Annotated in this window: 25 protein-coding genes; 16 read left to right on the top strand and 9 right to left on the bottom strand. The window is 61.1% G+C overall.

Translation table 11 applies throughout. The features are described 5' to 3' along the window. Positions 1-94 precede the first annotated feature (94 nt). Positions 95-1,411: a nucleotide sugar dehydrogenase gene (locus tag BLP99_RS19245; RefSeq protein ID WP_072397077.1), complete on the bottom strand. Its 1,317-nt coding sequence runs from the start codon at positions 1,409-1,411 to the stop codon at positions 95-97. 471 nt (positions 1,412-1,882) lie between these two features. Between BLP99_RS19245 and BLP99_RS26265 the strand changes: the two genes are divergently transcribed. Next, the gene (locus BLP99_RS26265) at positions 1,883-2,143 is read left to right on the top strand and encodes a hypothetical protein (RefSeq protein WP_143007964.1); all 261 of its coding nucleotides are present in this window, start codon (positions 1,883-1,885) and stop codon (positions 2,141-2,143) included. Between the two features lie 77 nt (positions 2,144-2,220). Here the strand turns inward: BLP99_RS26265 and yaaA are convergent, their stop codons facing one another. Beyond that, positions 2,221-3,000 carry a peroxide stress protein YaaA gene (gene yaaA / locus BLP99_RS19240; protein ID WP_072397079.1) on the bottom strand — a complete coding sequence of 260 codons (780 nt, stop codon included), beginning with the start codon at positions 2,998-3,000 and terminating at the stop codon, positions 2,221-2,223. Between the two features lie 171 nt (positions 3,001-3,171). Between yaaA and BLP99_RS19235 the strand changes: the two genes are divergently transcribed. The 6 genes from BLP99_RS19235 to BLP99_RS19210 all read left to right on the top strand — a co-directional run bounded on the left by BLP99_RS19235 (position 3,172) and on the right by BLP99_RS19210 (position 8,418). After that, positions 3,172-4,296, top strand: a complete 1,125-nt coding sequence (locus BLP99_RS19235; protein WP_072397213.1) for a polysaccharide deacetylase family protein — start codon at positions 3,172-3,174, stop codon at positions 4,294-4,296. Positions 4,297-4,631: 335 nt separating this feature from the next. Then, complete coding sequence (locus BLP99_RS19230) at positions 4,632-6,026, top strand: PhoH family protein (RefSeq protein ID WP_072397081.1); 1,395 nt, start codon at positions 4,632-4,634, stop codon at positions 6,024-6,026. A gap of 192 nt (positions 6,027-6,218) precedes the next feature. Continuing rightward, on the top strand, positions 6,219-6,692 hold the full coding sequence (moaC, locus tag BLP99_RS19225) for a cyclic pyranopterin monophosphate synthase MoaC (protein WP_072397083.1): 474 nt from the start codon (positions 6,219-6,221) through the stop codon (positions 6,690-6,692). Continuing rightward, positions 6,689-6,931 carry a MoaD/ThiS family protein gene (locus BLP99_RS19220; RefSeq protein ID WP_072397085.1) on the top strand — a complete coding sequence of 81 codons (243 nt, stop codon included), beginning with the start codon at positions 6,689-6,691 and terminating at the stop codon, positions 6,929-6,931. Before moaC ends, BLP99_RS19220 begins: the two co-directional genes overlap by 4 nt. A gap of 3 nt (positions 6,932-6,934) precedes the next feature. Continuing rightward, positions 6,935-7,387, top strand: coding sequence for a molybdopterin synthase catalytic subunit MoaE (gene moaE, locus BLP99_RS19215; RefSeq protein WP_072397087.1), 453 nt, complete (start codon positions 6,935-6,937; stop codon positions 7,385-7,387). Positions 7,388-7,641: 254 nt separating this feature from the next. Continuing rightward, entirely contained in the window at positions 7,642-8,418 is a 777-nt protein-coding gene (locus BLP99_RS19210) for an ABC transporter substrate-binding protein (protein ID WP_072431575.1), read from the top strand. A gap of 122 nt (positions 8,419-8,540) precedes the next feature. Here BLP99_RS19210 and BLP99_RS19205 read toward each other — a convergent pair whose 3' ends face one another. The 5 genes from BLP99_RS19205 to BLP99_RS19185 all read right to left on the bottom strand — a co-directional run bounded on the left by BLP99_RS19205 (position 8,541) and on the right by BLP99_RS19185 (position 13,842). Further along, a complete protein-coding gene (locus BLP99_RS19205) occupies positions 8,541-9,167 on the bottom strand; it encodes a helix-turn-helix transcriptional regulator (protein WP_072397101.1) in 627 nt (208 codons plus the stop codon). Positions 9,168-9,256: 89 nt separating this feature from the next. After that, positions 9,257-10,384, bottom strand: a complete 1,128-nt coding sequence (locus BLP99_RS19200) for an NAD(P)/FAD-dependent oxidoreductase (protein WP_092181436.1) — start codon at positions 10,382-10,384, stop codon at positions 9,257-9,259. 147 nt (positions 10,385-10,531) lie between these two features. After that, positions 10,532-11,479 (bottom strand): ornithine cyclodeaminase family protein, encoded by a 948-nt coding sequence (locus tag BLP99_RS19195; protein WP_072397105.1) that lies wholly within the window; start codon positions 11,477-11,479, stop codon positions 10,532-10,534. 143 nt (positions 11,480-11,622) lie between these two features. After that, positions 11,623-13,086 carry an ATP-dependent RNA helicase RhlB gene (gene rhlB / locus BLP99_RS19190; protein WP_092181433.1) on the bottom strand — a complete coding sequence of 488 codons (1,464 nt, stop codon included), beginning with the start codon at positions 13,084-13,086 and terminating at the stop codon, positions 11,623-11,625. A 99-nt stretch (positions 13,087-13,185) separates the two neighbouring features. Continuing rightward, positions 13,186-13,842, bottom strand: a complete 657-nt coding sequence (locus tag BLP99_RS19185) for an alpha/beta hydrolase (RefSeq protein WP_072397136.1) — start codon at positions 13,840-13,842, stop codon at positions 13,186-13,188. A gap of 472 nt (positions 13,843-14,314) precedes the next feature. Here BLP99_RS19185 and BLP99_RS19180 point away from each other — a divergent pair, with 472 nt between their 5' ends. The 8 genes from BLP99_RS19180 to BLP99_RS19145 all read left to right on the top strand — a co-directional run bounded on the left by BLP99_RS19180 (position 14,315) and on the right by BLP99_RS19145 (position 22,107). After that, positions 14,315-15,346: an amino acid ABC transporter substrate-binding protein gene (locus tag BLP99_RS19180; RefSeq protein ID WP_072397138.1), complete on the top strand. Its 1,032-nt coding sequence runs from the start codon at positions 14,315-14,317 to the stop codon at positions 15,344-15,346. Between the two features lie 65 nt (positions 15,347-15,411). After that, complete coding sequence (locus BLP99_RS19175) at positions 15,412-16,593, top strand: amino acid ABC transporter permease (RefSeq protein ID WP_076406317.1); 1,182 nt, start codon at positions 15,412-15,414, stop codon at positions 16,591-16,593. A 10-nt stretch (positions 16,594-16,603) separates the two neighbouring features. Further along, entirely contained in the window at positions 16,604-17,701 is a 1,098-nt protein-coding gene (locus BLP99_RS19170) for an amino acid ABC transporter permease (protein WP_072397142.1), read from the top strand. 10 nt (positions 17,702-17,711) lie between these two features. After that, positions 17,712-18,476 carry an amino acid ABC transporter ATP-binding protein gene (locus BLP99_RS19165; protein ID WP_072397144.1) on the top strand — a complete coding sequence of 255 codons (765 nt, stop codon included), beginning with the start codon at positions 17,712-17,714 and terminating at the stop codon, positions 18,474-18,476. Positions 18,477-18,866: 390 nt separating this feature from the next. Further along, positions 18,867-20,171, top strand: a complete 1,305-nt coding sequence (locus BLP99_RS19160) for a CynX/NimT family MFS transporter (RefSeq protein ID WP_072397146.1) — start codon at positions 18,867-18,869, stop codon at positions 20,169-20,171. An 87-nt stretch (positions 20,172-20,258) separates the two neighbouring features. Further along, positions 20,259-20,729, top strand: coding sequence for a nuclear transport factor 2 family protein (locus tag BLP99_RS19155; RefSeq protein ID WP_072397148.1), 471 nt, complete (start codon positions 20,259-20,261; stop codon positions 20,727-20,729). Between the two features lie 39 nt (positions 20,730-20,768). Beyond that, positions 20,769-21,092: a GIY-YIG nuclease family protein gene (locus BLP99_RS19150; protein WP_072397150.1), complete on the top strand. Its 324-nt coding sequence runs from the start codon at positions 20,769-20,771 to the stop codon at positions 21,090-21,092. A gap of 79 nt (positions 21,093-21,171) precedes the next feature. Continuing rightward, positions 21,172-22,107 carry a glutathione S-transferase family protein gene (locus BLP99_RS19145; RefSeq protein ID WP_072397152.1) on the top strand — a complete coding sequence of 312 codons (936 nt, stop codon included), beginning with the start codon at positions 21,172-21,174 and terminating at the stop codon, positions 22,105-22,107. An 84-nt stretch (positions 22,108-22,191) separates the two neighbouring features. Here BLP99_RS19145 and yejK read toward each other — a convergent pair whose 3' ends face one another. Then, the gene (gene yejK / locus BLP99_RS19140; protein WP_072397154.1) at positions 22,192-23,196 is read right to left on the bottom strand and encodes a nucleoid-associated protein YejK; all 1,005 of its coding nucleotides are present in this window, start codon (positions 23,194-23,196) and stop codon (positions 22,192-22,194) included. 395 nt (positions 23,197-23,591) lie between these two features. Here yejK and BLP99_RS19135 point away from each other — a divergent pair, with 395 nt between their 5' ends. Continuing rightward, entirely contained in the window at positions 23,592-23,873 is a 282-nt protein-coding gene (locus tag BLP99_RS19135) for an HU family DNA-binding protein (RefSeq protein ID WP_072397156.1), read from the top strand. A gap of 130 nt (positions 23,874-24,003) precedes the next feature. Here the strand turns inward: BLP99_RS19135 and rlmF are convergent, their stop codons facing one another. Continuing rightward, positions 24,004-25,029, bottom strand: coding sequence for a 23S rRNA (adenine(1618)-N(6))-methyltransferase RlmF (gene rlmF, locus BLP99_RS19130; protein WP_092181430.1), 1,026 nt, complete (start codon positions 25,027-25,029; stop codon positions 24,004-24,006). Between the last annotated feature and the right edge of the window lie 188 nt (positions 25,030-25,217).

The raw sequence follows: 25,217 nt of genomic DNA, 5'->3' as shown, positions 1-25,217 counted from the left end.
CATCCGTCTCTATCTCGGGCGGGCCTTGTGGGCGGCCCGATGGGTTAAGGCAGGCGAAAGGCCGGCCAGGGCGAGCCCCGGCCGGCAAACAGACTTACCAGCAGATGCCTTCTGTCCGGCCATTCGGTGATGTGGCCTTGGACATGAAACCAACCAGGTCGATGACCTGCTTGCCTTCCGGTACGTTCTCGGTCAGCGAGCGGAATTTCTCGTCGCGGTTGCCGAGGATGATGATGTCGGAGTTGTCGATCACCGAGTCGAAATCGGAGTTGAGCAAGGACGAGACGTGAGGGATCTTCGACTCGATGTAATCCTTGTTCGCACCGTGGACGCGGGCGTATTCGACGTTGCTGTCGTAGATGCGCAGGTCGTAGCCCTTGCCGATCAGCATTTCCGCCAGTTCCACCAACGGGCTTTCGCGCAGGTCGTCGGTACCGGCCTTGAAGCTCAGGCCCAGCAGGGCGACCTTGCGTTTGTCGTGGGCGGAGACGATGTCGAAGGCGTTCTGCACCTGGGATTCGTTGCTGCGCATCAGCGAGTTGAGCAGCGGCGCTTCCACGTCCAGGCTGCTGGCGCGATAGGTCAGGGCGCGAACGTCCTTGGGCAGGCACGATCCGCCGAAGGCGAAGCCAGGGCGCATGTAGTACTGGGACAGGTTCAGGGCCTTGTCCTGGCAGACCACGTCCATCACTTCACGGCCATCGACGCCTACGGCCTTGGCGATGTTGCCGATTTCGTTGGCGAAGGTCACCTTGGTGGCGTGCCAGACGTTGCAGGTGTACTTGATCATCTCGGCGACGGCGATGTCCTTGCGGATGATCGGCGCATCGAGCTCTTCGTACAGCGATTGCAGAACGTCGCCGGAGGCCTTGTCGAACTCGCCGATGACAGTCATCGGTGGCTGGTCGTAGTCCTTGATGGCGGTGCTTTCACGCAGGAACTCAGGGTTGACCGCGACGCCGAAATCGACGCCAGCCTTTTTGCCGGAGCAGTCTTCGAGGATCGGGATCACTACGTTCGCTACGGTGCCTGGCAGAACGGTACTGCGAACCACGATGGTGTGGCGGGTCGTCTTGTCGCGCAGGACAAAACCGATTTCGCGGCACACGGCTTCGATGTAGTTCAGTTCCAGGTCGCCGTTTTTCTTGCTCGGTGTACCGACGCAGATCATCGACAGATCGGTATCGCGAATGGCTTCGGCGAAGTTGGTAGTACCGCGCAAACGGCCCGTTTGAATACCTTGTGCCAGCAACTCTCCAAGACCCGGTTCAACGATCGGCGACTTGCCGGCGTTGATCATATCGATCTTGTCCTTGGCGACATCAACGCCAACCACATCATGGCCCCGTGCAGACAGGCAACCGGCACATACTGCACCGACGTAACCCAAACCAAATATGCTAATGCGCATCGCATTTACCTCTGTTTTCACGCCATTAAATGGCCGGAGTTAATAGTGTTCAGCGGTCATAGTGCACTCGGAAGTGTGGAATGCAGGCGCCACAATGCCGTGTGCAGGCATACTAAGTTCCGAGTGTCTAAATAATTGCACTCAAGTTGTGCGCAAAGCGGCCTAGTTGTTATGACCTGCCCTGTTATGCAGCCGGTCCTCGTTGTCGGGGACGTCCGTGCAAAGGTCTTACACTTCTGATTCCTGGCGAAAAGCCCACAAAATCAGAAGGTTGTGTGCTCGGGTGAACACGTTATAGGGGCGCAGCCTTGGCCTTTGTAGGGGATAGTGATGGTGCGTTATCTCCTGTCCTTTCATATTGGATCCCAATAGACGACCGTTTCGCTTAGTTGTCGTGACAACTTGGTTACTCTGGCCGACGTCCTGCGTAAGTTATCTCGTACACGAGTGCCGAGAATCGTTACGGGTGGTATGAGCCGTGCATTTGGACATAGTTCCGATCCGCTCATCGCGATTTCAGAAATTTTTCGAAATATCTGCCTAGATGGCACTGCTCTCACAGTGATGGCACTTGCGGTTTTGGCCTTTAGTTACGGGGAGTTAAAAGGCTTAGATAGTTTTGTGCCACTATCGTTGAAAATTTTCCGTGCCACTACGGAAAAAACTGACATCTGTCGAGTGAAAGAAAAGTTAGCGCGGGAGTTGTCTTTTATATTGACGCCAAGAAAGTGACGAAGTGGGCGGGGGAGTGAGATGACATGCAGGCGGTTGATCGAGGCCCCCGATTAGGGGGCTCGAAGGGGAACGCGTCATTGCGGTGCGTGATCGCGCAGGAAGACCAGTTTTTGCGATGAAGACTGTTGCGCACTGAAGCGATAACCCTGCACATCGAACTGCTTGAGCAAGTGCGGGTCGTTGATGCGTTCCTGAATGACGAAGCGGCTCATCAGGCCTCGGGCTTTCTTGGCGTAGAAGCTGATGATCTTGTACTGGCCGTTCTTCAGGTCCTTGAACTCGGTATCGATGACGCGCGCTTTCAAGGCGCTGCGCTTGACCGCCGAAAAGTATTCGTTGGACGCCAGGTTCAACAACACATCGTCGCCCTGGTCGGCCAACGCTTCGTTCAGCCATTCGCTGATGCGGGTACCCCAGAAGGCATACAGGTCCTTGCCTCGGGCATTGGCCAGTTTGGTGCCCATTTCCAGACGATAGGGCTGCATCAGGTCCAGCGGCCGCAACAGGCCATACAGGCCGGACAGCATGCGCAGGTGTCGTTGGGCGTGATCGAAATCGGCTTCGCTGAAGCTCTGCGCGTCGAGGCCGGTGTACACGTCGCCCTTGAAGGCCAGCAGCGCCTGCCTGGCATTGTCCGGGGTGAATGCCGGTGTCCAGCTGCCGAACCGCGCGGCATTCAGGCCGCCGATCTTGTCGGAGACATGCATCAGTTCGCTGATCTGGGCCGGCGAGAGTTCGCGCAATTGCTCGATCAGCTCCTGGGAGTGGTCCAGGTATTGCGGCTGGGTAAAGCGAGCGGTGGCCGGCGGTGTTTCATAATCGAGGGTCTTGGCGGGGGAAATCACCATCAGCATGCAATCGTCTCCTTCAAAGTTGCCGCGATTCTAGGGGGTTGTCCGGGTGGACTCCAGCTATCGAGGCAATAGGTGATCGGTGGTGGGGGATAGCGGTAGGGATTCATGCGCATGGCCTCGCCACAGGATCGGCTATGATGCCGCGCGGGTTTCGTTATGGAGACATCCCTTTTGCGCATTGCTCTTCTTTTGTCGGCCTGGCTGTTGAGCCTCGGTGCCATGGCCGCGCCCAACGATATCGCCACCCTGGATCGCAGCACCTGGCCGGAGCAACTCACCAGTGCGACGTTGTTCGATGTGGCTTCCCGGGCCGAGATCCTGATGTTCGCCAGGGTCCTGCTCGACACCGATGCGATGGACGAAATCGCCCTCAAGCAGTACCTGGGCCTGCGCTCGATCAACATGGTGGCGATCGATAACCTCCGGGCACGGCTGTGGCAGCGCTTGTTGAGCAGCTACAACTTCGCCCAGCGCAGCTGTGACCAGGATGCTTCCTTCTGTTATCTGGTGGAAGACATGGCTTCCCTGCGCCAGGAGGCGGGTCGCTTCCATCTCGACGACAATTCCTTCTACATCAAGTGGGCCGGACCGAGCCGGATCTTCCATACCCAATACAGGGACGAGCTGTTGCGCAAGGCCGCGCTGTTTCCCCAGTCCAGCAGCGAGGTCGAGCGTTTCGGCGATTACGAGCGCAATGGCGAGGGCATGCACGACCGGCTGTTCCTGCTGACCTTCGACAGCGGTGCCAACGTTGTTCCGGACAACACGCCCTGGCTGACCGATTACCTGCGCAAATCGAACATGAACGGCACGTTCTTCGTGTTGGGCAAGGACATCCAGGCGCGCCTGGCGGATCGTTCGGTCAACGACCTGCAATCACTGTATTCGGGGCAATGCGTGGGGGTGCAGGGCTGGGAGTTCCGCTCCCACAGCTATTGGAAAGACTGGCAGGACTCGGTGCGGCGCAGTGTCGAGCTGGTCAAGGGCAGGCTGCCGGAGAACTACGTGCCGCTGTTCCGTCCCCCCCAGGGACAACGTCGTGGCGATGCCCAGGCCTTCTTCCGCAACCAGGGCCTGCAGGTGGCGCTCTGGGACATCGATCCCATGGACAGCAGCAACCGGCTCAAGCCCGAGCAAAGCGCCCAGCGCGCATTGACCCTGATGCTGCTCTGGCGCCATGGGGTGATCAACTTCAATGCCAAGCAGGATGCGGTGAAGACGGCGTTGCCCTGGCTCATGACGCAAACGGCGCAGAGCGGGATCGGCTGGGAAGATTGTCAGGAGGCGTTCCGCTGAACCCGCAAGGGCCCGGAAACATTGGGGAAAAGGAAAATCTTCGGGCGCATTCGTGGCGACCGGACTTCCGACTTTAACGGGGTAGCGACGGTACGCCAAGGGCTTTTCGTCACTCTGAAAAATAAACTTCAAAAAAGCGTCAAAGTGCTTTTTCCTGTCATGGTTTTTGGAGTATCAAGAAGTCAGACCGCCGAAACCTGCAACACAGGTGGCGTCTTCCAAGACCCAGTTTGTGTGCAGTTCACCTGAGCCCTCGCGGGTGAATTCGGTGGCTACCTCGAGGCGCAGCACCGTCATGGTATTGCGTCGAATGGCCCCCACAAAGGTGACCGAGTATGGATGACCACGGACGTAGCCCTTCCTCCAACAAGCCAATCCTTTATGTACTCGATACCAACGTATTGATCCACGATCCAAACGCACTTCTGAACTTCGAAGAACACCACGTTGCCATTCCGATGACCGTGCTCGAAGAGCTGGACAAGCTCAAGAGCGGCCATCACAGCGTGGCGGCCGAGTGCCGGCAGGCGATTCGCCTGATCGACAAGACCCTGGGGGATGCTTCTCCCGAGGATGTCGAGCTGGGTGTGCCGATCCAGCGTGGCAAAAGCGGCCCCAAGGGCCTGCTCTCGATCCTGATGAGCAAGCGCACCGAACCCAACCTCGTACTGCCCGAGCACCTGAACGACAACATCATCATCAACCAGTTGATCGACCTGCACGCCCGCAATACGGACCAGGCCGTGGTGCTGGTGACCAAAGACATCAACATGCGCCTCAAGGCCCGCGCCTGCGGGATCGCGGCAGAGGACTACAGCACTGACCAGCTGGTGGACGACGTCTCCCTGTTGCCCAACGGCTATCACACCATGGCCGGCTCCTTCTGGGACCGCGTGAGCAAGGTCGATACCCGCCAGGACCACGGTCGTACCTGGCACCAGGTGCAATTGATCGACAACCTGCCGGCGGTGCACATCAACGAGTTCATCATCGATGAGCAGGGGTTCGTCGGCTGGATCAAGGAAATCGAGGACGACAAGCTGCTGATTCTGGACCTGCACCAGGAGCCTTTGCTGCATCAGGAAGCGTGGGGGCTCAAGCCGCGTGACATCTACCAGAGCCTGGCCCTGTTCGCCTTGCTCGACCCCGATATCCACCTGGTCAACCTGTCCGGTGCCGCCGGCTCCGGCAAGACCATCCTGGCCCTGGCCGCCGCCATCGAGCAGACCATGGTCAGCAAGCGCTACCGGCGCATCATCGCCACCCGCAGCGTGCAAGGCCTGGACCAGGAAATCGGCTTCCTGCCCGGCACCGAGGCGGAAAAAATGGAGCCCTGGCTGGGGGCTATCACCGACAACCTCGAAGCCTTGCACATGGATGACGAAAGCACCCATGGCAGCGTCGACTACATCCTCAGCAAAGTGCCGCTGCAGTTCAAATCCCTCAACTACATTCGAGGCCGCAGCTTCCAGCAGAGCCTGATCCTGATCGATGAATGCCAGAACCTCACCCCGCACCAGATGAAGACCATCATCACCCGTGCCGGCGCCGGTTCGAAAGTGGTGTGCCTGGGGAACCTGGCACAGATCGATACCCCTTACCTGTCCGCGACCAGCTCCGGGCTGACCTACCTGACCGAACGCTTCAAGGACTTCCCCAACGGGGTCCACATCACCCTGCAGGGCGTACCGCGCTCGATCCTGGCCGAATACGCCGAATCGCACCTGTAACCCAACCGGGCGGCCTTCAAGCCGCCCGGTTTTTTATGGTTTTACAAAAAAACTGTGGGAGCGAGCTTGCGCGCTCCCACAAGGGGGGTCGCAGTGACTTCCGAATCCAAGACGCAAGTGGGTGCGACAATCAACCCTGCCGGAATCTGACTCACGGGTTTACAATCGAGGCTCCTGATCAGGAGTAACCCTGTGCTGACTCATCTCGATTCCCAAGGTCGCGCCAATATGGTCGACGTGACCGACAAGGCCGTGACATTCCGTGAGGCCACGGCCGAAGCCTTTGTGCGCATGTTGCCCGACACACTGCAGATGATCGTCAGTGGCGGCCACCCCAAGGGCGATGTGTTCGCCGTCGCGCGCATTGCCGCCATCCAGGCGGCCAAGAAGACCAGCGATCTGATCCCGCTCTGCCATCCGTTGATGCTCACCAGCGTGAAAGTCGAACTCAGCGCCGAAGGCCAGGAGCGGGTACGCATCGTTGCCCGATGCAAGCTGTCCGGGCAGACCGGGGTGGAAATGGAGGCCCTCACCGCCGCCAGCGTCGCCGCGCTGACTATCTACGACATGTGCAAGGCCGTGGACCGGGGCATGACCATCGAAGGTGTGCGGGTGCTGGAGAAACTCGGCGGCAAGAGCGGCCACTTCCAGGCGGATGCGCCATGAAGATTACCGTGAGGTTCTTTGCGCGTTATCGCGAGGCGTTGGGCGTGGACTCGGAGCGGGTCGAGGGTGAGTTCGGCACGCTGGACGATGTTCGCGTTTTCCTGGCGGCGCGCCAGGGGTTCGAGGTGTTGAGCGAGCAAAACCTGATGTGCGCTCGCAACGAAGAACTGTGCCAGCTCGACGAGCCGCTGGCGGACGGCGATGAAGTTGCATTCTTTCCCACCGTGACCGGGGGCTGAGCCATGGCGATTCGTGTGCAGGTCGATCCGTTCGACCCGGGTACCGAAGTCAACGCGATGCACGCCGCCAATGTCGGTGTGGGGGCGGTGGTGAGTTTCGTCGGCTACGTGCGTGATTTCAATGACGGCCTCGATGTGTCCGGGATGTTCCTTGAGCATTACCCGGGGATGACCGAAAAAGCCCTGGGCAAGATCGCCACCGAAGCCGAGCAGCGCTGGCCGTTGTTGAAGCTCGAAGTGTTGCACCGCATCGGTGCCCTGGAGCCGGGCGAGCCGATTGTCTTCGTCGCGGCCGCCAGCGCCCATCGCCAGGCAGCATTCGACGCTTGCGCCTTTGTCATGGACTACCTCAAGACCCGCGCTCCGTTCTGGAAAAAGGAAAACACCATCGATGGTCCGCGCTGGGTCGAAGGGCGGGACAGTGATCATGCGGCGGCGGATCGCTGGAAGCGGTAAGTCCCCCCTGTAGTTTTTCCGCAGGCCATGAGTCCGTCATCGCGAGCAAGCTCGCTCCCACAGGGGATCCTTGATGCATAAAGATCCCGTGTTGGGGCGAGCTTGCTCGCGATGAGGCCATCAGCCACCCATCCCATTGCCCTGCCTGCCGATTGACGATGTGTACATTAAAGTCCAGTATGGATTTATAAGTATACGTAAGTCATCGCCTCACCTTTCTCTGCCAAACCAACAACAACCCGCGAGAGAACACCATGAAAAAACTCCCCCTCATCACCGGCCTGGCCTTGGGCCTGTTGGCCTCCAGCAGCCTGCTCGCCGCCGAGAAAACCTTGAGGATCGGTATCGAGGCAGCCTATCCACCGTTTGCATCCAAGACCTCGGAAGGAAAAATCGAAGGTTTCGACTACGACATCGGCAATGCCTTGTGCGCCCAGATGCAGGTCAAGTGCGAGTGGGTCGAGGGGGAGTTCGATGGGCTGATTCCATCGCTGAAGGTGAAGAAGATCGACATGGCCCTTTCTTCCATGACGATTACTGAGGAACGCAAGAAATCGGTGGATTTCACCCACAAGTATTACTTCACCTCATCGCGACTGGTCATGAAGGAAGGCGCGGTGGTCGATGACCAGTACGCCAGCCTCAAGGGCAAGTCCGTGGGCGTGCAACGAGCCACCACCACGGATCGCTACGCCACTGAAGTGCTTGAGCCCAAGGGCGTGACGGTCAAGCGCTACAGCAACAACGAAGAAATCTACATGGACCTGGCGTCAGGTCGTCTGGATGCGATTTTCGCCGACACCATCCCGCTGGAAGACTTCCTGTCGATGCCCCGTGGCAAGGGCTACGCGTTTGTCGGTCCTGAACTCAAGGACCCGAAATACGTCGGTGAAGGCGCCGGCATCGCGGTGCGCAAAGGTAATACCCAACTGGTGGCGGACTTGAACAAGGCCATCGATGGGATTCGGGCCAGCGGGAAATACCAGGAGATCCAGGCCAGGTATTTCAAGTCGGATATCTACGGCGACTGATTGACCGCTATCGCGAGCAGGCTCGCTCCCACAGGGGATTTGGGTCGTACCCGATCAGTACGATGAGATCGAATGTGGGAGCGAGCCTGCCCGCGAAGGCGCCAGGCCAAGCTATACGAATCCTACCCCTTCAACTCCTTCAAATGCTTGTACACCGTCGCCCGCCCCATGTTCAGCACATTGGCCACATAGTTGGAGGCGCTCTTGCCCTTGAAAGCGCCTTCGGCGTGCAGGGCCAGCACCAACTCGCGTTTGTGATCGCGGGTAAGCAGGTTCAGGCTCAGCTGACGTTCACGCATCCAGGCATGCAGGAAGGTGTTGATACGCTCCTGCCAGTCATCGCGAAACAGTGAATCCGGCTGCGGGATCAGCTTGCCCGGCGACAGGAACAGGTCCAGCGCGGCCTTGGCATTTTCCAGCAGTGAAATATTCAGGTTGATGCACAGCACCGCCAAGGGCTGGCCGTTCGCATCGCGCAGCACGCTGCTGAGGCTGCGAATCTTCTGGCCGTCCCAGTTGAGCTTTTCGTAAGGCCCGATGTTACGTTCGCTGACCCCTTCGCTGAGCATGTCTTCCAGGGACGAGTCATCGCCAATCACGCGCTTGGACAGGTTATTGGCGATGTAATCGACTTTCTGTGTGCGCAGGTCGTGCAGCACCACTTCGGCGTGGGGGTAGAACAGCGTGGCGATGGCATCGGCGATGATGTGGAAGTTATCCAGTGCCGGATCGGTTTGCGGGGCGTTCATGACAAGGGCTCCAGGCAGCGTCAGCGCCCCGTGAAGCGGGGGCGCTGGGAGTTTGCCGCAATCGTGGCGATGCGTCACTCGCAGGACGATCAACCCAGGCGCGAGGGCGACAGCATTTCGCTGCTCAGGCCGAAGCGAACCAGGGCCTCGGGCAGCGGTTCGCCGCGAACCAGCGCCGCACTGGCCTGGCCCATGGCCGGGGAAGTCTGGATGCCATAGCCGCCCTGTGCCGCGACCCAGAACAGGCCTGGCACCTGTGGATCGTAGCCGCAGAGCAGATCCCCATCGCGCACGAAACTGCGCAGCCCGGCCCAGGTCCGGGTCGGGCGGCGAATGGTCAGGGTCGTGGCTTGTTCGATCTGGTAGATGCCCATGGCGATGTCCAGTTCTTCGGGCTGGACGTCATGAGGCTCCACCGGATCGGCATTGGCTGGGGAGCCGAGGAACATGCCGGCGTCGGGCTTCATGTAGAAGGACTCGTCGAGGCTCACCAGCATGGGCCAGTCATGGATGTCCACGCCGTCGGGGCCGGCGAAGATGAAAGCCGCGCGCCGCTTGGGCTGCAGGCCCAGCGCCCGGGCGCCGGCCAGTTGTGCCACCTGGTCGGCCCAGGCCCCGGCGGCGTTGATCAGGACCTGTGCGGTAAAGGTCTGGCCGGTGGTCTTGACCTGCCACAGGCCCTGGGCATCGCGGCTCACTTGCAGCACTTCGCTGTCGGTGTGCACTTCACCGCCGCCGCGGCGGATCCCTCGCAGGTAGCCCTGGTGCAAGGCATCGGTGTCGATGTCGGCGGCCGTGGGATCGTAGATGGCGCCATGCACGTTTTCTCGCCGCAGTATCGGCAGCCGCACACAGGCCTCTTCGGCGCTGAGCAGTTGCATCTGCGGCACCGTGGCCTTGGCGCTGAGGTATTGATTGTTCAGCTCGGCGGGATCGCCGGTGAAGTCCACGGTCATTTCACCGCGCGGGCTGAGCAGGGGGTGTTCGCAGAAACCGGGCGGCGGTGCGTCGAAGAAATCACGGCTGGCCTGGGTCAGCGCACGTACCTGGGGTGTGCCGTAGGCGGCGGTGTACAGGGCCGCCGAGCGTCCGGTGGAATGGTAGGCCGGGTGGGATTCGCGTTCGAGCACGATGACCCGCCCGTGGGGAGCCAGCCAGTACCCGGTGGAAGCCCCGGCAATGCCGCCGCCGATGATGATGAAGTCTGCTGAGGTCATGAAGCTCTCCAGTGGAGCACGGTGCTGGGAGTTTAGAAATAACCGTGGGGGCGAGCTTGCTCGCGATGCGGCCTGACAGTCGACATTACTGGTGACTGAACCACCGCTATCGCGCGCAAGCTCGTTCCCCCAAGGGAATGTGGTATGTCAGTTGTGAAGTCGGTAAAGCGCATTCGCCAATGCAATATCTTCCAGGCCCAGGCCGATGGAACGGAAGAACACATGGCGTTGATAGTCCGGGCGGGCGACCTGTCCACTGAGCAACCCGGGCAAGTCGCCAACGATGCTCGACGTCTGCCAACCGTGCTGTTCGCCAGCGATCAGCATTTCACCGGCCGAGCCCGGGGTGGTCTGACGATAGTCGCAGAACACGTCCATGTCGTTGAGGCTCTGCGGCGGCACTTCGTGGGCGCGCGGGGCGTTGGTGCTGATGGAGGTGATCAATGCCGGTTTGCCCAAGGTCTGCGGGTCGAACACAGCTTTGGCGGACGAAGTGCAGAGCATCACCACGTCGGCGTCGAGCAGCGCCGTTTCAAGGCTGTCGGCAATTTCCAGGCGAGGGTCCAGCCCGGTGATCGAGGCCACGGCCTGCGCTGTCTTGTGCTTCAGGCCCGGCGAGTAGAGGCGGATGCCTTGCCAGTCCCGCAGCCCCTTGACGTACTGCACGTGGGCTCGGGCCACCGCGCCGCTGCCGATGACCGCGAGGCGCCGGGACTGGAGCGGGGCGAGGGCATCGACAGCGACGGCCGTGGTAGCGGCGGTGCGGGCGGTCGTCAGCTCGGCGGCATCACATAGCAACAGCGGCTGGCCGGTCCGCATCGACATCAACAAGGTCCAGGCGGTCACCAACGGGCCCTGTTCGCGCACGATATAGGGCGAGGTCTTGATCCCGTAGACCTGGTCTTCAGCCAGGACGCCCAGGTAGTTGATGAAATCCCCGGCGCCCTGGGGGAACTCCACGAGTTGCTGGGCCGGTTGCACGGCTTGCCCGGCGGCGAGATCGCGGAACAGCTTGCGCAGGATGTGCGGCACGTCGATGCGCTGGAGCAGTTCGACGGCTTCGGCCTGGGTCATCACATAGGGCGTGCTGGGCATCGGGGCTCCGGGATCTTAAACTATTTTGTCCATTATGGACTTTTAGTTTATCCAGGCAATATCCCCGAGACAAAAAAAAAGCGCAGCCTCGATGGCTGCGCTGTTTCGTTACCGTACTGCGTTCCTGCGTTCGGTTCAGGCCGTTACGGACGCTTGCGCTCAACCGGGCGCAGCAGGTGGGTCGGTGGCATCTCGCAACTGATCTTGCGACCCAGCAGCGCCTCGATGGACGGCAACTGATAGGAGTCGTCCTCACCGGCGAAGCTGATGGACACGCCTTCGGCACCCGCGCGCCCGGTACGGCCGATCCGGTGCACGTAGTCGTCCGGCACTTCCGGCAGGGTGAAGTTGATCACGTGGCTGATGCCGTCGATGTGGATGCCGCGCCCGGCCACGTCGGTGGCCACCAGCACACGGATCTTGCCTTCGCGGAAACCTTCCAGCGTCTTGATGCGCTTGTGCTGGGGCACGTCGCCCGAGAGCTGGGCGGCGTTGACGCCATCGCGCACCAGGCGCTCCTCGATGCGCCGCACTTCGTCCTTGCGGTTGGCGAACACCATCACCCGCTCCCAACCGTTGTCGTTGATCAGGTTGTAGAGCAGCTTGTATTTGTCGGCGCCGGCCACGGCATAGATATGCTGTTCGACGTTTTCGCTGGCGACGTTCTCGGCTTCGATCTCGACGATGGCCGGGTCGGTGGTCCATTGCTTGGCCAGGTTCATCACGTCGTCGGTGAAGGTGGCGGAGAACAGCAGGGTCTGGCGTTCGCTTTTCGGCGGGGTCTGGCGAATGATCTGGCGAACCTGGGGAATGAAGCCCATGTCGAGCATGCGGTCGGCTTCGTCCAGCACCATCACTTCGACCATGTCCAGGTGCACGTCGCCACGCTGGTTGAAATCCAGCAGCCGGCCTGGCGTCGCGACCAGGATGTCGCAGTGGCGGGCTTCGAGGTGCTTGAGCTGTTTGTCGAAGTCCATGCCGCCGACGAATGTCATGACATTCAGGCCGGTGTACTTGGTCAGGTCCGCGGCGTCCTTGGCGATCTGTACCACCAACTCACGGGTCGGCGCGATGATCAGCGCCCGTGGTTCGCCCATGTAGCGTTCTTTGGGCGGCGGGGTCTGGAGCAGCTGGGTGATGATGGAAATCAGGAACGCGGCGGTCTTGCCGGTACCGGTCTGGGCGCGGCCGATGGCGTCCTTGCCGGCGAGGGTGTAACCCAGCACCTGGGCCTGGATCGGCGTGCAGTACGGAAAACCCAGGTCCTGGATGGCGTGCATCAGCTCCGGGGCGAGCTTGAAGTCATGGAAGCGGGTCTTGCCTTCCTGGGGTTCGACGACGAAGTCCTCGAGTTTCCAGGCGACGGCCGGCGGCTTGGGTGCGCGTTCCCGGCGTGGCTTCGGGGATTCGCTGCGTGGCTTGTGCGGCGCTTGCGGGGGGACAGGCTGGGCCGCGGGCTCCTTCGCCTCTGCAACAGGCGCGGGGCGGCGCGATTGCTGCGGCGCTTCGGTACGGCTCGAGCCGTGTACGGGAGCGCTGGCGCCAGGCGCGAGTTGCTCGGCCTCGCTTTTACCGAACATCTTCTTGAGTGCTTTGAGCACGGTCATCTCATCGATTGGTTAAGGAATGTACGCCGGCCAGTGTAATGCAAGAAACGGGCGCGGCGTAGTGGGATTGTCACGGGGGCTGATGTGGCGATCTGCCTCTTAACGCAACCGCTCGGCGAGCCAGGTGCCGATGTCGCGAATCTCCTCGGGTAACACTTCGTGGCCCATTGGGTATTCCTGCCATGTCACGGTGACACCATGGTGCTTCAGATACTCCTTGGCGGTCCGCCCCATGGGATTGAGCACCACTTCGTCATATTGGCCGTGCAGTGCCAGGACCGGGATGCGTTGCTGGCTGGCCGACAGTTGCAGGTCGTCGCTGAACGTCGGTGCGTAGGTCGAGAGCGCGATCACGCCACCCAGCGGCCCCTGCCATTTCACGAAGGCGGTGTGATACACGACCGCGCCGCCCTGGGAAAAACCCGCCAGGAAAATCCGCGAGGCGTCTATTCCGCCGGCTCGCTGGCTAGCCATCAGGTCGAGGACTCGCTGCGCCGAGGCTTCCAGCTGCTGCTCGTCGATGGCACGTGCCGGGCTCAGGGCGCGGATGTCGTACCAGCTGGGCATCGCATAGCCGCCGTTGATCGTTACTGGCTGGGTCGGCGCCTGGGGCAGAACGAAACGTGTCGTGTGCAGGCTTTGCTGCAGCATCTCGGCGACCGGCATGAAATCATAACGATCGGCGCCCAGGCCGTGGAGCCAGATAACGCACGCGTCGGCGGTGCGGCTGGGCTCGAGAATCAGGGGGTCGGTCATGGTGTGCTCCAAATCTGTGCGGGTGCGCCCAATCAGTGCGTGATTACGGTGCGCGCCTGGTTCCTCAGTTAATTAGATGTCGCAAACTTGCAACTTTTTGTCTTGACGTGTCTCGCAAGGGCCAAGCGTAGCGGTCTGGTACGGGCTTTGCTATGGGGTTGCTGAGTGATGATTCTTACGCTGCGCGGTAACACTATCAGCTCGACGCGACGCTTGGGATATCAGAAATCCGGTGATGGATGTTCGCCAATAGCCGCTACGGGCTTCGCGAACGTGAAGGGCTACAGCCCGTTCGGCCGATTGGTGAGAAGTGAGTATGGCCCACCGACTGTGGACGTTCTCATTAATAGACTCATAGCGAAGGTCCAGACGTCGGTTGACCCTAAAAAAAGCCAACGAGGGTCGGCAATGCCCCAAAAGGGTGCGATAGGACTCGAGCTCCGACACAACAAGAGCAAAACTGGAGGTTTGAATGAAATTACTGAAATCCACCCTGGCAGTCGTGACTGCAGCCGCAGTGCTCGGTGTCAGCGGGTTCGCTCAGGCGGGTGCAACCCTGGATGCCGTGCAGAAGAAAGGCTTTGTACAATGCGGCGTGAGCGACGGCCTTCCGGGTTTCTCGGTGCCTGATTCCACCGGCAAGATCGTCGGCATCGACGCTGACTTCTGCCGTGCCGTGGCCGCCGCGGTATTCGGCGACGCCACCAAGGTCAAGTTCAGCCAGTTGAACGCCAAGGAGCGTTTCACCGCTCTGCAATCCGGCGAAATCGACGTACTGTCGCGCAACTCCACCATGACCAGCTCCCGTGACGCGGGCATGGGCCTGAAATTCCCGGGCTTCATTACCTATTACGACGGCATCGGCTTCCTGGCCAACAACAAGCTGGGCGTCAAGAGCGCCAAGGAACTGGACGGCGCGACCATCTGCATCCAGGCCGGTACCACCACCGAGCTGAACGTGTCCGACTACTTCCGCGCCAATGGCCTGAAGTACACCCCGATCACCTTCGACACCTCCGATGAAAGCGCCAAGTCGCTGGAATCCGGTCGTTGCGACGTGCTGACCTCCGACAAGTCCCAACTGTTCGCCCAGCGCAGCAAGCTGGCCGCGCCGAAGGACTACGTGGTCCTGCCGGAAACCATTTCCAAGGAACCACTGGGCCCGGTCGTGCGTAACGGCGACGACGAGTGGCTGGCCATCGTACGTTGGACTGGCTACGCCCTGCTCAACGCGGAAGAAGCCGGCGTCACCTCGAAAAACGTCGAGGCTGAAGCCAAGTCCACCAAGAACCCTGACGTCGCTCGGATGCTGGGCGCCGATGGTGAATACGGCAAGGATCTGAAACTGCCGAAAGACTGGGTGGTGCAAATCGTCAAGCAGGTCGGTAACTACGGCGAAATGTTCGAGCGCAACCTGGGCAAGAGCACTCCGCTGGAAATCGACCGCGGCCTGAACGCTCTGTGGAACGCTGGCGGCATCCAATACGCACCACCAGTGCGCTGATGGTTCTATCACCCGGTGGGCCAACCACCGGGTGATGTTCTGTTCCATTCTTTGCGGGGCACTTCATGCAAAATTCAATCGGCGCACCTAAGCAGAGGCTCAGCCTCAGCGATCCACGAGTGCGTGCGTGGGTATTTCAGATCGTCACGATCGTGGCGGTCGTTTCTCTGGGCTGGTATCTGTTCGATAACACGCAGACCAACCTCGAGCACCGGGGTATCACCTCCGGTTTCAGCTTTCTGGAGCGCAGTGCCGGGTTCGGCATCGCCCAACACCTGATCGATTACACCGAGGCGGACAGCTATGCCCGCGTCTTTGTCATCGGGTTGCTCAACACTTTGCTGGTGACGTTCATCGGCGTGATCCTGGCGACCATCCTGGGCTTCATCGTCGGCGTGGCGCGGCTGTCGCCCAACTGGATCATTGCCAAGCTGGCGACGGTCTACGTGGAGGTTTTCCGTAACATCCCGCCGCTGCTGCAGATCCTGTTCTGGTATTTCGCGGTGTTCCTGAGCATGCCGGGACCGCGCGCCGCCCATAACTTCGGCGATACCTTCTTCGTCAGCAGCCGGGGCCTGAACATGCCGGCCGCGCTGGTGGCCGAAGGGTTCTGGCCGTTCGTGATCAGCATCGTGCTGGCCATCGTCGCCATTGTGCTGATGTCTCGCTGGGCCACCAAGCGTTTCGAAGCCACTGGCGAGCCGTTCCACAAGTTCTGGGTCGGCCTGGCATTGTTCCTGGTGATCCCGGCTTTGAGCGCGCTGCTGTTCGGTGCGCCGGTGCACTGGGAAATGCCGGAACTCAAGGGCTTCAACTTCGTGGGCGGCTGGGTGCTGATCCCCGAACTGCTGGCCTTGACCCTGGCCTTGACCGTGTACACCGCGGCGTTCATCGCCGAGATCGTGCGTTCGGGCATCAAGTCGGTGAGCCACGGCCAGACCGAAGCCGCCCGCTCCCTGGGGCTGCGCAACGGTCCGACCCTGCGCAAGGTCATCATCCCGCAGGCGCTGCGCGTGATCATTCCGCCGCTGACCAGCCAATACCTGAACCTGGCGAAGAACTCTTCCCTGGCGGCCGGTATCGGTTATCCGGAAATGGTTTCGCTGTTTGCCGGTACGGTGTTGAACCAGACCGGCCAGGCCATCGAGGTGATCGCGATCACCATGAGCGTGTACCTGGCGATCAGTATCAGCATTTCCCTGCTGATGAACTGGTACAACAAGCGCATTGCGCTGATCGAGCGGTGAGGAAACGCGCATGACGACTCATACTTTCAAACCTGACATGCCGCCGCCGGCCAGCAGTATCGGCGTGGTGGCGTGGATGCGCGCCAACATGTTCTCCAGCTGGCTCAATACGCTGTTGACGCTGTTCGCGTTCTACCTGATCTACCTGATCGTGCCGCCCCTGGTGCAATGGGCGATCCTGGATGCCAACTGGGTCGGCACCACTCGCGCCGACTGCACCAAGGAAGGCGCCTGCTGGGTCTTCATCCAGCAGCGCTTCGGGCAGTTCATGTACGGCTACTACCCGGCGGACCTGCGCTGGCGCGTGGACCTCACCGTATGGCTGGCCGTGATCGGCGTGGCCCCGCTGTTCATCTCGCGCTTCCCGCGCAAGGCGATCTACGGCCTGAGCTTTTTGGTGCTGTACCCGATCACCGCCTGGTGCCTGCTGCACGGCGGCGTGTTCGGCCTGGATACCGTGGCGACCAGCCAATGGGGCGGCCTGATGCTGACCCTGGTGATCGCCACCGTCGGTATCGTCGGCGCCTTGCCGCTGGGGATCGTCCTGGCGCTGGGTCGTCGCTCGAACCTGCCGGCGATCCGCGTGGTCTGCGTGACGTTCATCGAGTTCTGGCGTGGCGTACCGTTGATCACGGTGCTGTTCATGTCCTCGGTGATGCTGCCCTTGTTCCTGCCCGAAGGCATGAACTTCGACAAGCTGTTGCGGGCCCTGATCGGGGTGATCCTGTTCCAGTCGGCCTACATCGCCGAAGTGGTGCGTGGCGGCCTGCAAGCGATTCCCAAGGGACAGTACGAAGCGGCCGCGGCAATGGGCCTGGGCTACTGGCGCAGCATGGGCCTGGTGATCTTGCCGCAAGCCCTGAAGCTGGTGATTCCCGGCATCGTCAACACCTTCATCGCGCTGTTCAAGGACACGAGCCTGGTGATCATCATCGGCCTGTTCGACCTGCTCAACAGCGTGAAACAAGCTGCCGCCGACCCGAAATGGCTGGGCATGGCCACCGAAGGCTATGTGTTCGCCGCCCTGGTGTTCTGGATTTTCTGTTTTGGTATGTCGCGCTATTCCATGCATTTGGAACGCAAGCTCGACACAGGCCACAAGCGTTAGGAGTTAAGTGATGAGCGAAGCGATCAAACAGCCTGTGGGCCCTGAAGGCATTATTCAGATGCAGGGTGTAAACAAGTGGTACGGCCAGTTCCACGTGTTGAAAGACATCAACCTGAACGTCAAGCAGGGCGAGCGTATCGTCCTGTGCGGCCCATCGGGCTCGGGCAAGTCCACCACCATCCGCTGCCTCAACCGTCTGGAAGAGCACCAGCAGGGCCGCATCGTGGTCGACGGGGTGGAGCTGACCAACGACCTGAAGCAGATCGAAGCGATCCGCCGCGAAGTCGGCATGGTGTTCCAGCACTTCAACCTGTTCCCGCACCTGACCATCCTGCAGAACTGCACCCTGGCACCGATGTGGGTGCGCAAGATGCCCAAGCGCAAGGCCGAGGAAATCGCCATGCATTACCTGGAACGCGTGCGTATTCCAGAGCAGGCGCACAAGTACCCGGGCCAGCTTTCCGGTGGACAGCAGCAGCGTGTGGCCATCGCCCGTGCCTTGTGCATGAAGCCGAAAATCATGCTGTTCGACGAACCTACTTCGGCACTCGATCCCGAGATGGTGAAAGAGGTCCTGGACACCATGATCGGCTTGGCTGAAGACGGCATGACCATGCTCTGCGTGACCCACGAAATGGGCTTTGCCCGCACCGTGGCCAACCGCGTGATCTTCATGGACAAGGGCGAGATCGTCGAGCAGGCCGCGCCGAACGACTTCTTCGACAACCCGCAGAACGACCGCACCAAGCTGTTCCTGAGCCAGATCCTGCACTGATCCGGCCTTAGGCTTCGAAATAGACCCGGACTTGTCCGGGTCTGTTTTTTTCTGCGGCTGCAGCCCAGTGCCGCAGCGGGTCGGCAGGACCGCCTTGGGATCCGGCCGCTTGTCCTCCTCGACGAAGCTGACTAACATGTCAGGAAATTCGCCCCGCGACAGATGGACTGCCAGCGCAGTGGCCGTTGTTTTTTCAACTGATCGGGCCAGTACGCCGCCGATGACCTGACCTTCGCGCTGCAACCTCAGTGCCGTTTTCCTCCTCTACATGTATCCGTGCTGCGCGCTGAAGTTCCTCGGCCGTCGAACAACAGGATCCGCAACAGGCCAGGGCCGTTGCCATCCATTGCTCAATGAATCTTGAACCAGAATCCTGAACCAGAGCTTTCCATGTCCCGTGATCCGTTTGACCGTACCCCCTCGACGACACCCAGGCGCGCCGCCGAACTCGAAGAATTGCTGATCGACGCCGAGGCCGACGACGAACAGGCCCGGCAGGTCCAGCCACGGGTGCGTCGGCCCTGGTTGCTGTTGCTCGGATTGATCCTGGTGGCGCTGAACCTGCGTCCGGCATTGTCGAGCATGGCGCCGCTGCTCAGCGACGTGTCCAGGAGCCTTGGCCTGTCGGCCGCCCAGGCAGGTCTGCTGACCACGCTGCCGGTACTTTGCCTTGGCCTGTTCGCGCCGCTGGCGCCGGTGCTGGCCCGGCGCTTCGGTGCCGAACGCGTGGTGCTGGGGATCCTGCTGGTCCTGGCCGGCGGGATCGTCTTGCGCAGTTCGCTGGGGCAGGTCGGGCTCTTTGCCGGCAGCATCCTGGCCGGTGCCAGCATCGGCGTGATCGGCGTGTTGTTGCCGGGGATCGTCAAGCGCGATTTTGCCAGGCAGGCCGGGGCCATGACCGGTGTCTACACCATGGCGTTGTGCCTGGGCGCGGCAATGGCTGCCGGGGCGACCGTGCCGCTGAGCGAGCAGTTGAACCACAGTTGGGCCATGGGGCTGGGTTTCTGGATGCTGCCGGCGCTGCTGGCCGCGCTGTTCTGGCTGCCCCAAGTGGGCCAGAAACACGGAGCCCATCAAGTGGCGTATCGGGTTCGCGGTTTGCTGCGTGATCCGCTGGCCTGGCAGGTGACCTTGTACATGGGGCTGCAATCGTCCCTGGCCTATATCGTGTTCGGCTGGCTGCCGTCGATCCTTATCGGCCGTGGCCTGACGCCGACCCAGGCCGGGCTGGTGCTGTCCGGTTCGGTCATCGTCCAGCTGATCAGCTCGCTGGCCGCGCCCTGGCTGGCGACCCGCGGCAAGGACCAGCGGCTGGCCATCGTGCTCGTCATGGTCATGACCCTTGGCGGCCTGTTCGGTTGCCTCTACGCGCCTATCGAAGGCCTGTGGGGCTGGGCGATCCTGCTGGGGTTGGGGCAGGGCGCGACGTTCAGCCTGGCGCTGACCTTGATCGTGCTGCGTTCGCGGGACGCCCATGTGGCTGCGAATCTTTCCGGCATGGCCCAGGGTTTCGGCTATACGCTGGCATCGCTGGGGCCGTTCGCCGTGGGCGTGGTGCACGACTGGACGGGGGGCTGGCAAGCCCTGGGCTGGATTTTCGGCCTGATCGGCCTGGGGGCCATCATCGCCGGCATCGGCGCAGGCCGAGCGTTGTATGTCGGGGTCAGCAGCGAGAAAGTCACCGGCCTTCGCTGAAGCCATTTTCATGGCGAATGACGATAGTGTTTCGCACGACGACGGATTATTGTGCCGGCTCTACTGAAACGTTTTCGGAGCCTGTCCATGAGTGATGCCCACAACGCCCTGATCACCCGGTTCTACCAGGCCTTCCAGCGCCTGGACGCCGAGGCCATGAGCGCCTGCTATACCGAAGACGTGGTATTCAGCGACCCGGCCTTCGGTGAGTTGCGCGGGCGTGATGCGGGCGATATGTGGCGCATGCTCACCACCCGCGCCAAGGATTTCTCCCTGACCTTCGACAGCGTGCGCAGCGATGAGCGTTCCGGCGGTGCCCATTGGGTGGCGACTTACCTGTTCAGCCAGACCGGCAACACCGTGGTCAATGATATCCAGGCGCGCTTCGTATTCCGTGACGGCAAGATCTGCGAGCACCATGACAACTTCGATCTGTGGCGATGGTCCCGGCAGGCGCTGGGCACCAAGGGGGTGTTGCTGGGCTGGACGCCGCTGGTGCGCAACGCCGTCAGGGCCCAGGCCCTCAAGGGGCTGCGGGCATTCCAGGGCAGTCGCTGATAAGATCGCGGCTTGTTTCCTTCGTCCGTTGAACATGCCGTGACCAACGCCAACCTATCTGCCGATCCGCCTGTGCACGCCGCGAGCGAACCGCCCAAGCCCTGGTTCGTCTACTTGGTGCGGGCCGCCAACGGCTCGCTGTACTGCGGCATCAGCGATGACCCGGTGCGGCGTTTCGCCAAGCATCAAAGCGGCAAGGGCGCACGCTTCTTCCTTTCCAGCCCGGCGGTGGCGCTGGTGTACACCGAAGCTTGCCGCGACAAGGGCGAAGCCCTGCGCCAGGAACGGCTGATCAAGAAGCTGCGCAAAAGCGCCAAGGAATGCCTGGTGGCGAGTGCAGCGCGGTCTCATCAGCCAGACTGATAGGCCCTCATCAGCAGGGTAGGCCTGCCGTCCATGGCACGCTAAGCTGCGCAGCTTCCTCCCTGCAGTGGCGAATCTCATGTCAGAGCTGATTCTTCATCATTACCCGACATCTCCCTTTGCGGAAAAGGCCCGTCTGTTGCTGGGTTTCAAGGGGCTGTCCTGGCGTTCGGTAGGCATCCCACCGATGATGCCAAAACCCGACCTTACGGCCCTGACCGGCGGCTACCGCAAGACACCGGTGCTGCAGATCGGTGCGGATATCTACTGCGATACGGCGTTGATGGCACGTCGGCTGGAGCAGGAAAAGGCCTCTCCGGCGCTGTTTCCCGAAGGCAAGGAAATGATCGCCGCGTCCTTTGCGGCGTGGGCCGATTCGGTGGTGTTCCAGCACGCGGTAAGCCTGGTGTTCCAGCCGGAATCGGTGGCGGTGCGTTTCGCCAAGCTACCGCCCGAGGCGATCAAGGCTTTCATCGCCGACCGCGCCGGGCTGTTCAGTGGCGGCACGGCCACGCGCCTGGCGGCCGAGCAGGCCAAGCATCAATGGCCGACGATCATGGCTCGGCTCGAACAGCAGTTGCAGCGAGAAGAGGGGGATTTCCTGCTGGGAGAGCCATCCATCGCCGACTTCGCCATGGCTCATCCGCTGTGGTTCCTCAAGGGAACGCCGGTGACTTCGCCGTTGGTGGATGCTTACCCGGCGGTCTCGGCCTGGCTAGGGCGGGTGCTGGGGTTCGGCCATGGTGCGTCGAGCGAGATGAGTGCCCAGGAGGCGCTGGACATCGCCCGCGACTCGACACCGGCGGCGTTGCCGGACGAGGCGTTCGATGAGCCGAACGGCTTCAAGCTGGGCCAGCGAGTCACGATTGCGGCCACCGACTACGGCGTCGATCCGGTGGTTGGGGAGTTGCTGTTCGCTGGCAGCGAGGAGCTGATACTGCGCCGCGAGGATGAACGTCGCGCAGTGGTACATGTGCACTTTCCGCGGTTCGGGTTCCGCATCGGCGCGCAATGAGCCGACCTCATGGCGAACAGGTTCGCTCCCGCGCGGGTCGATGGCATGGGCCGGTCCCTTGAACCGCGTGGGAGCGCTTGGACTTCAGGTGCGGCGTTTCAACTGATCGGTCAGCGACGTGGGCAACCCCTTGATGATCAGTGTGCCGGCTTCTTCGTCATACTCGATCTTGGAGCCCAGCAGGTGCGCTTCGAAGCTGATGGACAAGCCTTCGGCCCGGCCGGTGAAGCGCCGGAACTGGTTGAGGGTACGTTTATCCGCCGGGATTTCCGGTGACAGGCCGTAGTCCTTGTTGCGGATATGATCGTAGAAGGCTTTCGGGCGATCCTCGTCGATCAGCTCGGACAGCTCTTCCAGGCCCATGGGTTCGCCGAGCTTGGCCTGGCTGCTGGCGTAATCCACCAGGGTCTTGGTCTTTTCCCGGGCATCGTCTTCAGGCAGGTCTTCACTTTCGACGAAGTCGCTGAAGGCCTTGAGCAGGGTGCGGGTCTCGCCGGGGCCGTCGACGCCCTCCTGGCAGCCGATGAAGTCGCGGAAGTACTCCGAGACCTTCTTGCCGTTCTTGCCCTTGATGAAGGAAATGTACTGCCGGGATTGCTTGTTGTTCTGCCACTCCGACACGTTGATCCGCGCCGCCAGGTGCAATTGGCCCAGGTCCAGGTGACGGGATGGCGTGACGTCCAGTTCATCGGTGACCGCAACGCCTTCGCTGTGGTGCAGCAGGGCGATTGCCAGGTAGTCGGTCATGCCCTGTTGGTAATGGGCGAACAAGACGTGGCCGCCCACCGACAGGTTGGACTCCTCCATCAGCTTCTGCAGGTGCTCCACCGCCACGCGACTGAACGCGGTGAAATCCTTGCCGCCGTCCAGGTACTCCTTCAGCCAGCCGCTGAAAGGATGGGCGCCGGATTCGGCATGGAAGAACCCCCAGGCCTTGCCTTGCTTGGCGTTGTAGCTCTCGTTGAGGTCGGCAAGCATGTTCTCGATGGCCGTGGACTCTGCCAGCTCGGAGTCTCGGGCGTGGAGCACTGCGGGGGTGCCGTCGGGTTTTTTGTCGATCAGGTGGACAATGCAATGACGGATCGGCATGGGCTTCTCGGCTGTTGAAAAGAGGGGAGGGCGTGCTCCCCGAAAAAGCCGCAGTGTACCGCAACCATTGGTTTTGGCGTGCTGTGAAGGTCCTTTCAGACCCATCCGACACGCCATATGCATTTTTTTACCGATTTAGCTCAATAAAGCTGACCAAATGGGTAGCTAAAGGCGGATATTTCAGAGGCGTTGTGCTAGTTTTGCCCGGTCTTACGCGAAGGCACTGCGTTAAGCGTGCATTCAGCATTTGTCAGGTCGAACCAAACCCGGATTTCGGCATCTATTACCCCGACCCGTCGTGGTAATGATCGAGGGCGCCTGATCCGAGAAATCGGGCTCGATGGCTGACATTGCACTCTGCAATCCATATGAATTTGATAGGGAAGGAACACTACATGGCTCTTACTAAAGACCAACTGATCGCTGACGTTGCTGAAGCTATCGACGCGCCGAAAACCACCGCGCGTAATGCTCTGGACCAGTTGGCCCAAATCGTTGCCGACCAACTGGAAAACGGCAGCGAAATCACCTTGCCAGGTATCGGCAAGCTGAAAGTCACCGAGCGTCCTGCCCGTACTGGCCGCAACCCTTCGACTGGCGCCGCCATCGAAATCGCTGCCAAGAAAGTCGTCAAGTTCGTTCCAGCCAAAGTGCTGACCGACGGCATCAACAAGTAAGATCGAGCTTGAAAAAAAACCGTGCCGCGGAGCGATCCGGGCACGGTTTTTTGTTGCCTTGGATAAAGTGGCCTGTGGCGGGGGATGCATCTGCGCTGCGGCGTGCAACGCTCCCGGAGACTGGGCCGATTCAGCCCTTGCGGGCCCAGTGCGCCTGGCACCAGGCTTGCTGCTGGGCTTCGGTGTGGAAGGTCCAGGCCACGAAGCGGCTCTGTTTCTGCCCCTGGGACATCTCCACCACCTGGCTGTGGACCGCGCCGGCCTTGTTCAGCGCGGACTGAATCGCCGGCAGGTTCGAGGCCTTCGACACCAGGGTACTGAACCACAAAACCTGCGAGGCCACTTGCACGCTTTCGCCGATCAGTTGCGTCACGAAGCGCGCCTCCCCCCCTTCGCACCACAGTTCCGCGGCCTGGCCGCCGAAATTCAGCACCGGCAGCTTGCGTTTCGGATCGGCCTTGCCCAAGGCGCGCCATTTGCGCTGGCTGCCCCGGGTGGCTTCTTCCAGGGACGCATGGAAGGGCGGGTTGCACATGGTCAGGTCGAACCGCTCGGCATCGTCCAGCAGCCCCAGGAGGATCTGTTTGGGATTGGCTTGCTGGCGCAACTGGATCGCCTTGTTCAAGCCATTGGACTGGATGATGGCCTTGGCCGAGGCGAGGGCGGTCGGGTCGATGTCCGAGCCCAGGAAATGCCAGCGATAATCGCTATGGCCGATCAGCGGATACACGCAGTTGGCGCCGGTGCCGATGTCCAGCACTTTCACTGCCGCACCCCGTGGAATCTCACCGTCGTTGTGGCTGGCCAGCAGATCGGCCAGGAAGTGCACATAGTCCGCGCGACCTGGTACCGGAGGGCACAGGTAGTCGGCCGGAATGTCCCAGTGGGCGATACCATAGAAGGCCTTGAGCAGCGCCCGGTTGAAGACTCGCACGGCCTCTGGGCTGGCGAAATCGATGCTTTCCTTGCCATACGGGTTGATGATCACGAACCTGGCCAGTTCCGGCGTGCTCTTGATCAGCGCCGGGAAGTCGTAGCGGCCCTGGTGGCGATTACGCGGGTGCAGGCTGGCCTTCTCTCGTGGCGCCACGGGCTTGGCCTGCGGGGCAGTCTTGGGCTTTGGACGGGCGGGTTTGGATGTGCGAGGGGCGGTCATGGGCGGGTCGGTTCGGGGATGGCTCATAAAGTGACGGGCATTGTCCCACATCCAGCCTGGTCTTGATGACGGTACCGTTCAAATGTGGACGTGAGCTTGTATCCAGCATTGATGCAGGCTGATCCACCGCTATCGCGATCAAACGCGCTCCCACAGGAAGTGTTCAGCCTGAGCAAGAACGTGCCAGG

The organism is Pseudomonas sp. NFACC32-1 (genome assembly GCF_900101215.1).
Taxonomy (GTDB): domain Bacteria; phylum Pseudomonadota; class Gammaproteobacteria; order Pseudomonadales; family Pseudomonadaceae; genus Aquipseudomonas.
This window is presented reverse-complemented; position numbering and strand designations above follow the sequence as displayed.

Bases quoted from the DNA above. Each gene is read 5' to 3' on its own strand.
- BLP99_RS19245 (WP_072397077.1), bottom strand. From the start codon at position 1,411: ATGCGCATTAGCATATTTGGTTTGGGTTACGTCGGTGCAGTATGTGCC.
- BLP99_RS26265 (WP_143007964.1), top strand. From the start codon at position 1,883: ATGAGCCGTGCATTTGGACATAGTTCCGATCCGCTCATCGCGATTTCA.
- yaaA (WP_072397079.1), bottom strand. From the start codon at position 3,000: ATGCTGATGGTGATTTCCCCCGCCAAGACCCTCGATTATGAAACACCG.
- BLP99_RS19230 (WP_072397081.1), top strand. From the start codon at position 4,632: ATGGATGACCACGGACGTAGCCCTTCCTCCAACAAGCCAATCCTTTAT.
- BLP99_RS19220 (WP_072397085.1), top strand. From the start codon at position 6,689: ATGAAGATTACCGTGAGGTTCTTTGCGCGTTATCGCGAGGCGTTGGGC.
- moaE (WP_072397087.1), top strand. From the start codon at position 6,935: ATGGCGATTCGTGTGCAGGTCGATCCGTTCGACCCGGGTACCGAAGTC.
- BLP99_RS19210 (WP_072431575.1), top strand. From the start codon at position 7,642: ATGAAAAAACTCCCCCTCATCACCGGCCTGGCCTTGGGCCTGTTGGCC.
- BLP99_RS19205 (WP_072397101.1), bottom strand. From the start codon at position 9,167: ATGAACGCCCCGCAAACCGATCCGGCACTGGATAACTTCCACATCATC.
- BLP99_RS19200 (WP_092181436.1), bottom strand. From the start codon at position 10,384: ATGACCTCAGCAGACTTCATCATCATCGGCGGCGGCATTGCCGGGGCT.
- BLP99_RS19195 (WP_072397105.1), bottom strand. From the start codon at position 11,479: ATGCCCAGCACGCCCTATGTGATGACCCAGGCCGAAGCCGTCGAACTG.
- rhlB (WP_092181433.1), bottom strand. From the start codon at position 13,086: ATGACCGTGCTCAAAGCACTCAAGAAGATGTTCGGTAAAAGCGAGGCC.
- BLP99_RS19185 (WP_072397136.1), bottom strand. From the start codon at position 13,842: ATGACCGACCCCCTGATTCTCGAGCCCAGCCGCACCGCCGACGCGTGC.
- BLP99_RS19180 (WP_072397138.1), top strand. From the start codon at position 14,315: ATGAAATTACTGAAATCCACCCTGGCAGTCGTGACTGCAGCCGCAGTG.
- BLP99_RS19175 (WP_076406317.1), top strand. From the start codon at position 15,412: ATGCAAAATTCAATCGGCGCACCTAAGCAGAGGCTCAGCCTCAGCGAT.
- BLP99_RS19170 (WP_072397142.1), top strand. From the start codon at position 16,604: ATGACGACTCATACTTTCAAACCTGACATGCCGCCGCCGGCCAGCAGT.
- BLP99_RS19165 (WP_072397144.1), top strand. From the start codon at position 17,712: ATGAGCGAAGCGATCAAACAGCCTGTGGGCCCTGAAGGCATTATTCAG.
- BLP99_RS19160 (WP_072397146.1), top strand. From the start codon at position 18,867: ATGTCCCGTGATCCGTTTGACCGTACCCCCTCGACGACACCCAGGCGC.
- BLP99_RS19155 (WP_072397148.1), top strand. From the start codon at position 20,259: ATGAGTGATGCCCACAACGCCCTGATCACCCGGTTCTACCAGGCCTTC.
- BLP99_RS19145 (WP_072397152.1), top strand. From the start codon at position 21,172: ATGTCAGAGCTGATTCTTCATCATTACCCGACATCTCCCTTTGCGGAA.
- yejK (WP_072397154.1), bottom strand. From the start codon at position 23,196: ATGCCGATCCGTCATTGCATTGTCCACCTGATCGACAAAAAACCCGAC.
- BLP99_RS19135 (WP_072397156.1), top strand. From the start codon at position 23,592: ATGGCTCTTACTAAAGACCAACTGATCGCTGACGTTGCTGAAGCTATC.
- rlmF (WP_092181430.1), bottom strand. From the start codon at position 25,029: ATGACCGCCCCTCGCACATCCAAACCCGCCCGTCCAAAGCCCAAGACT.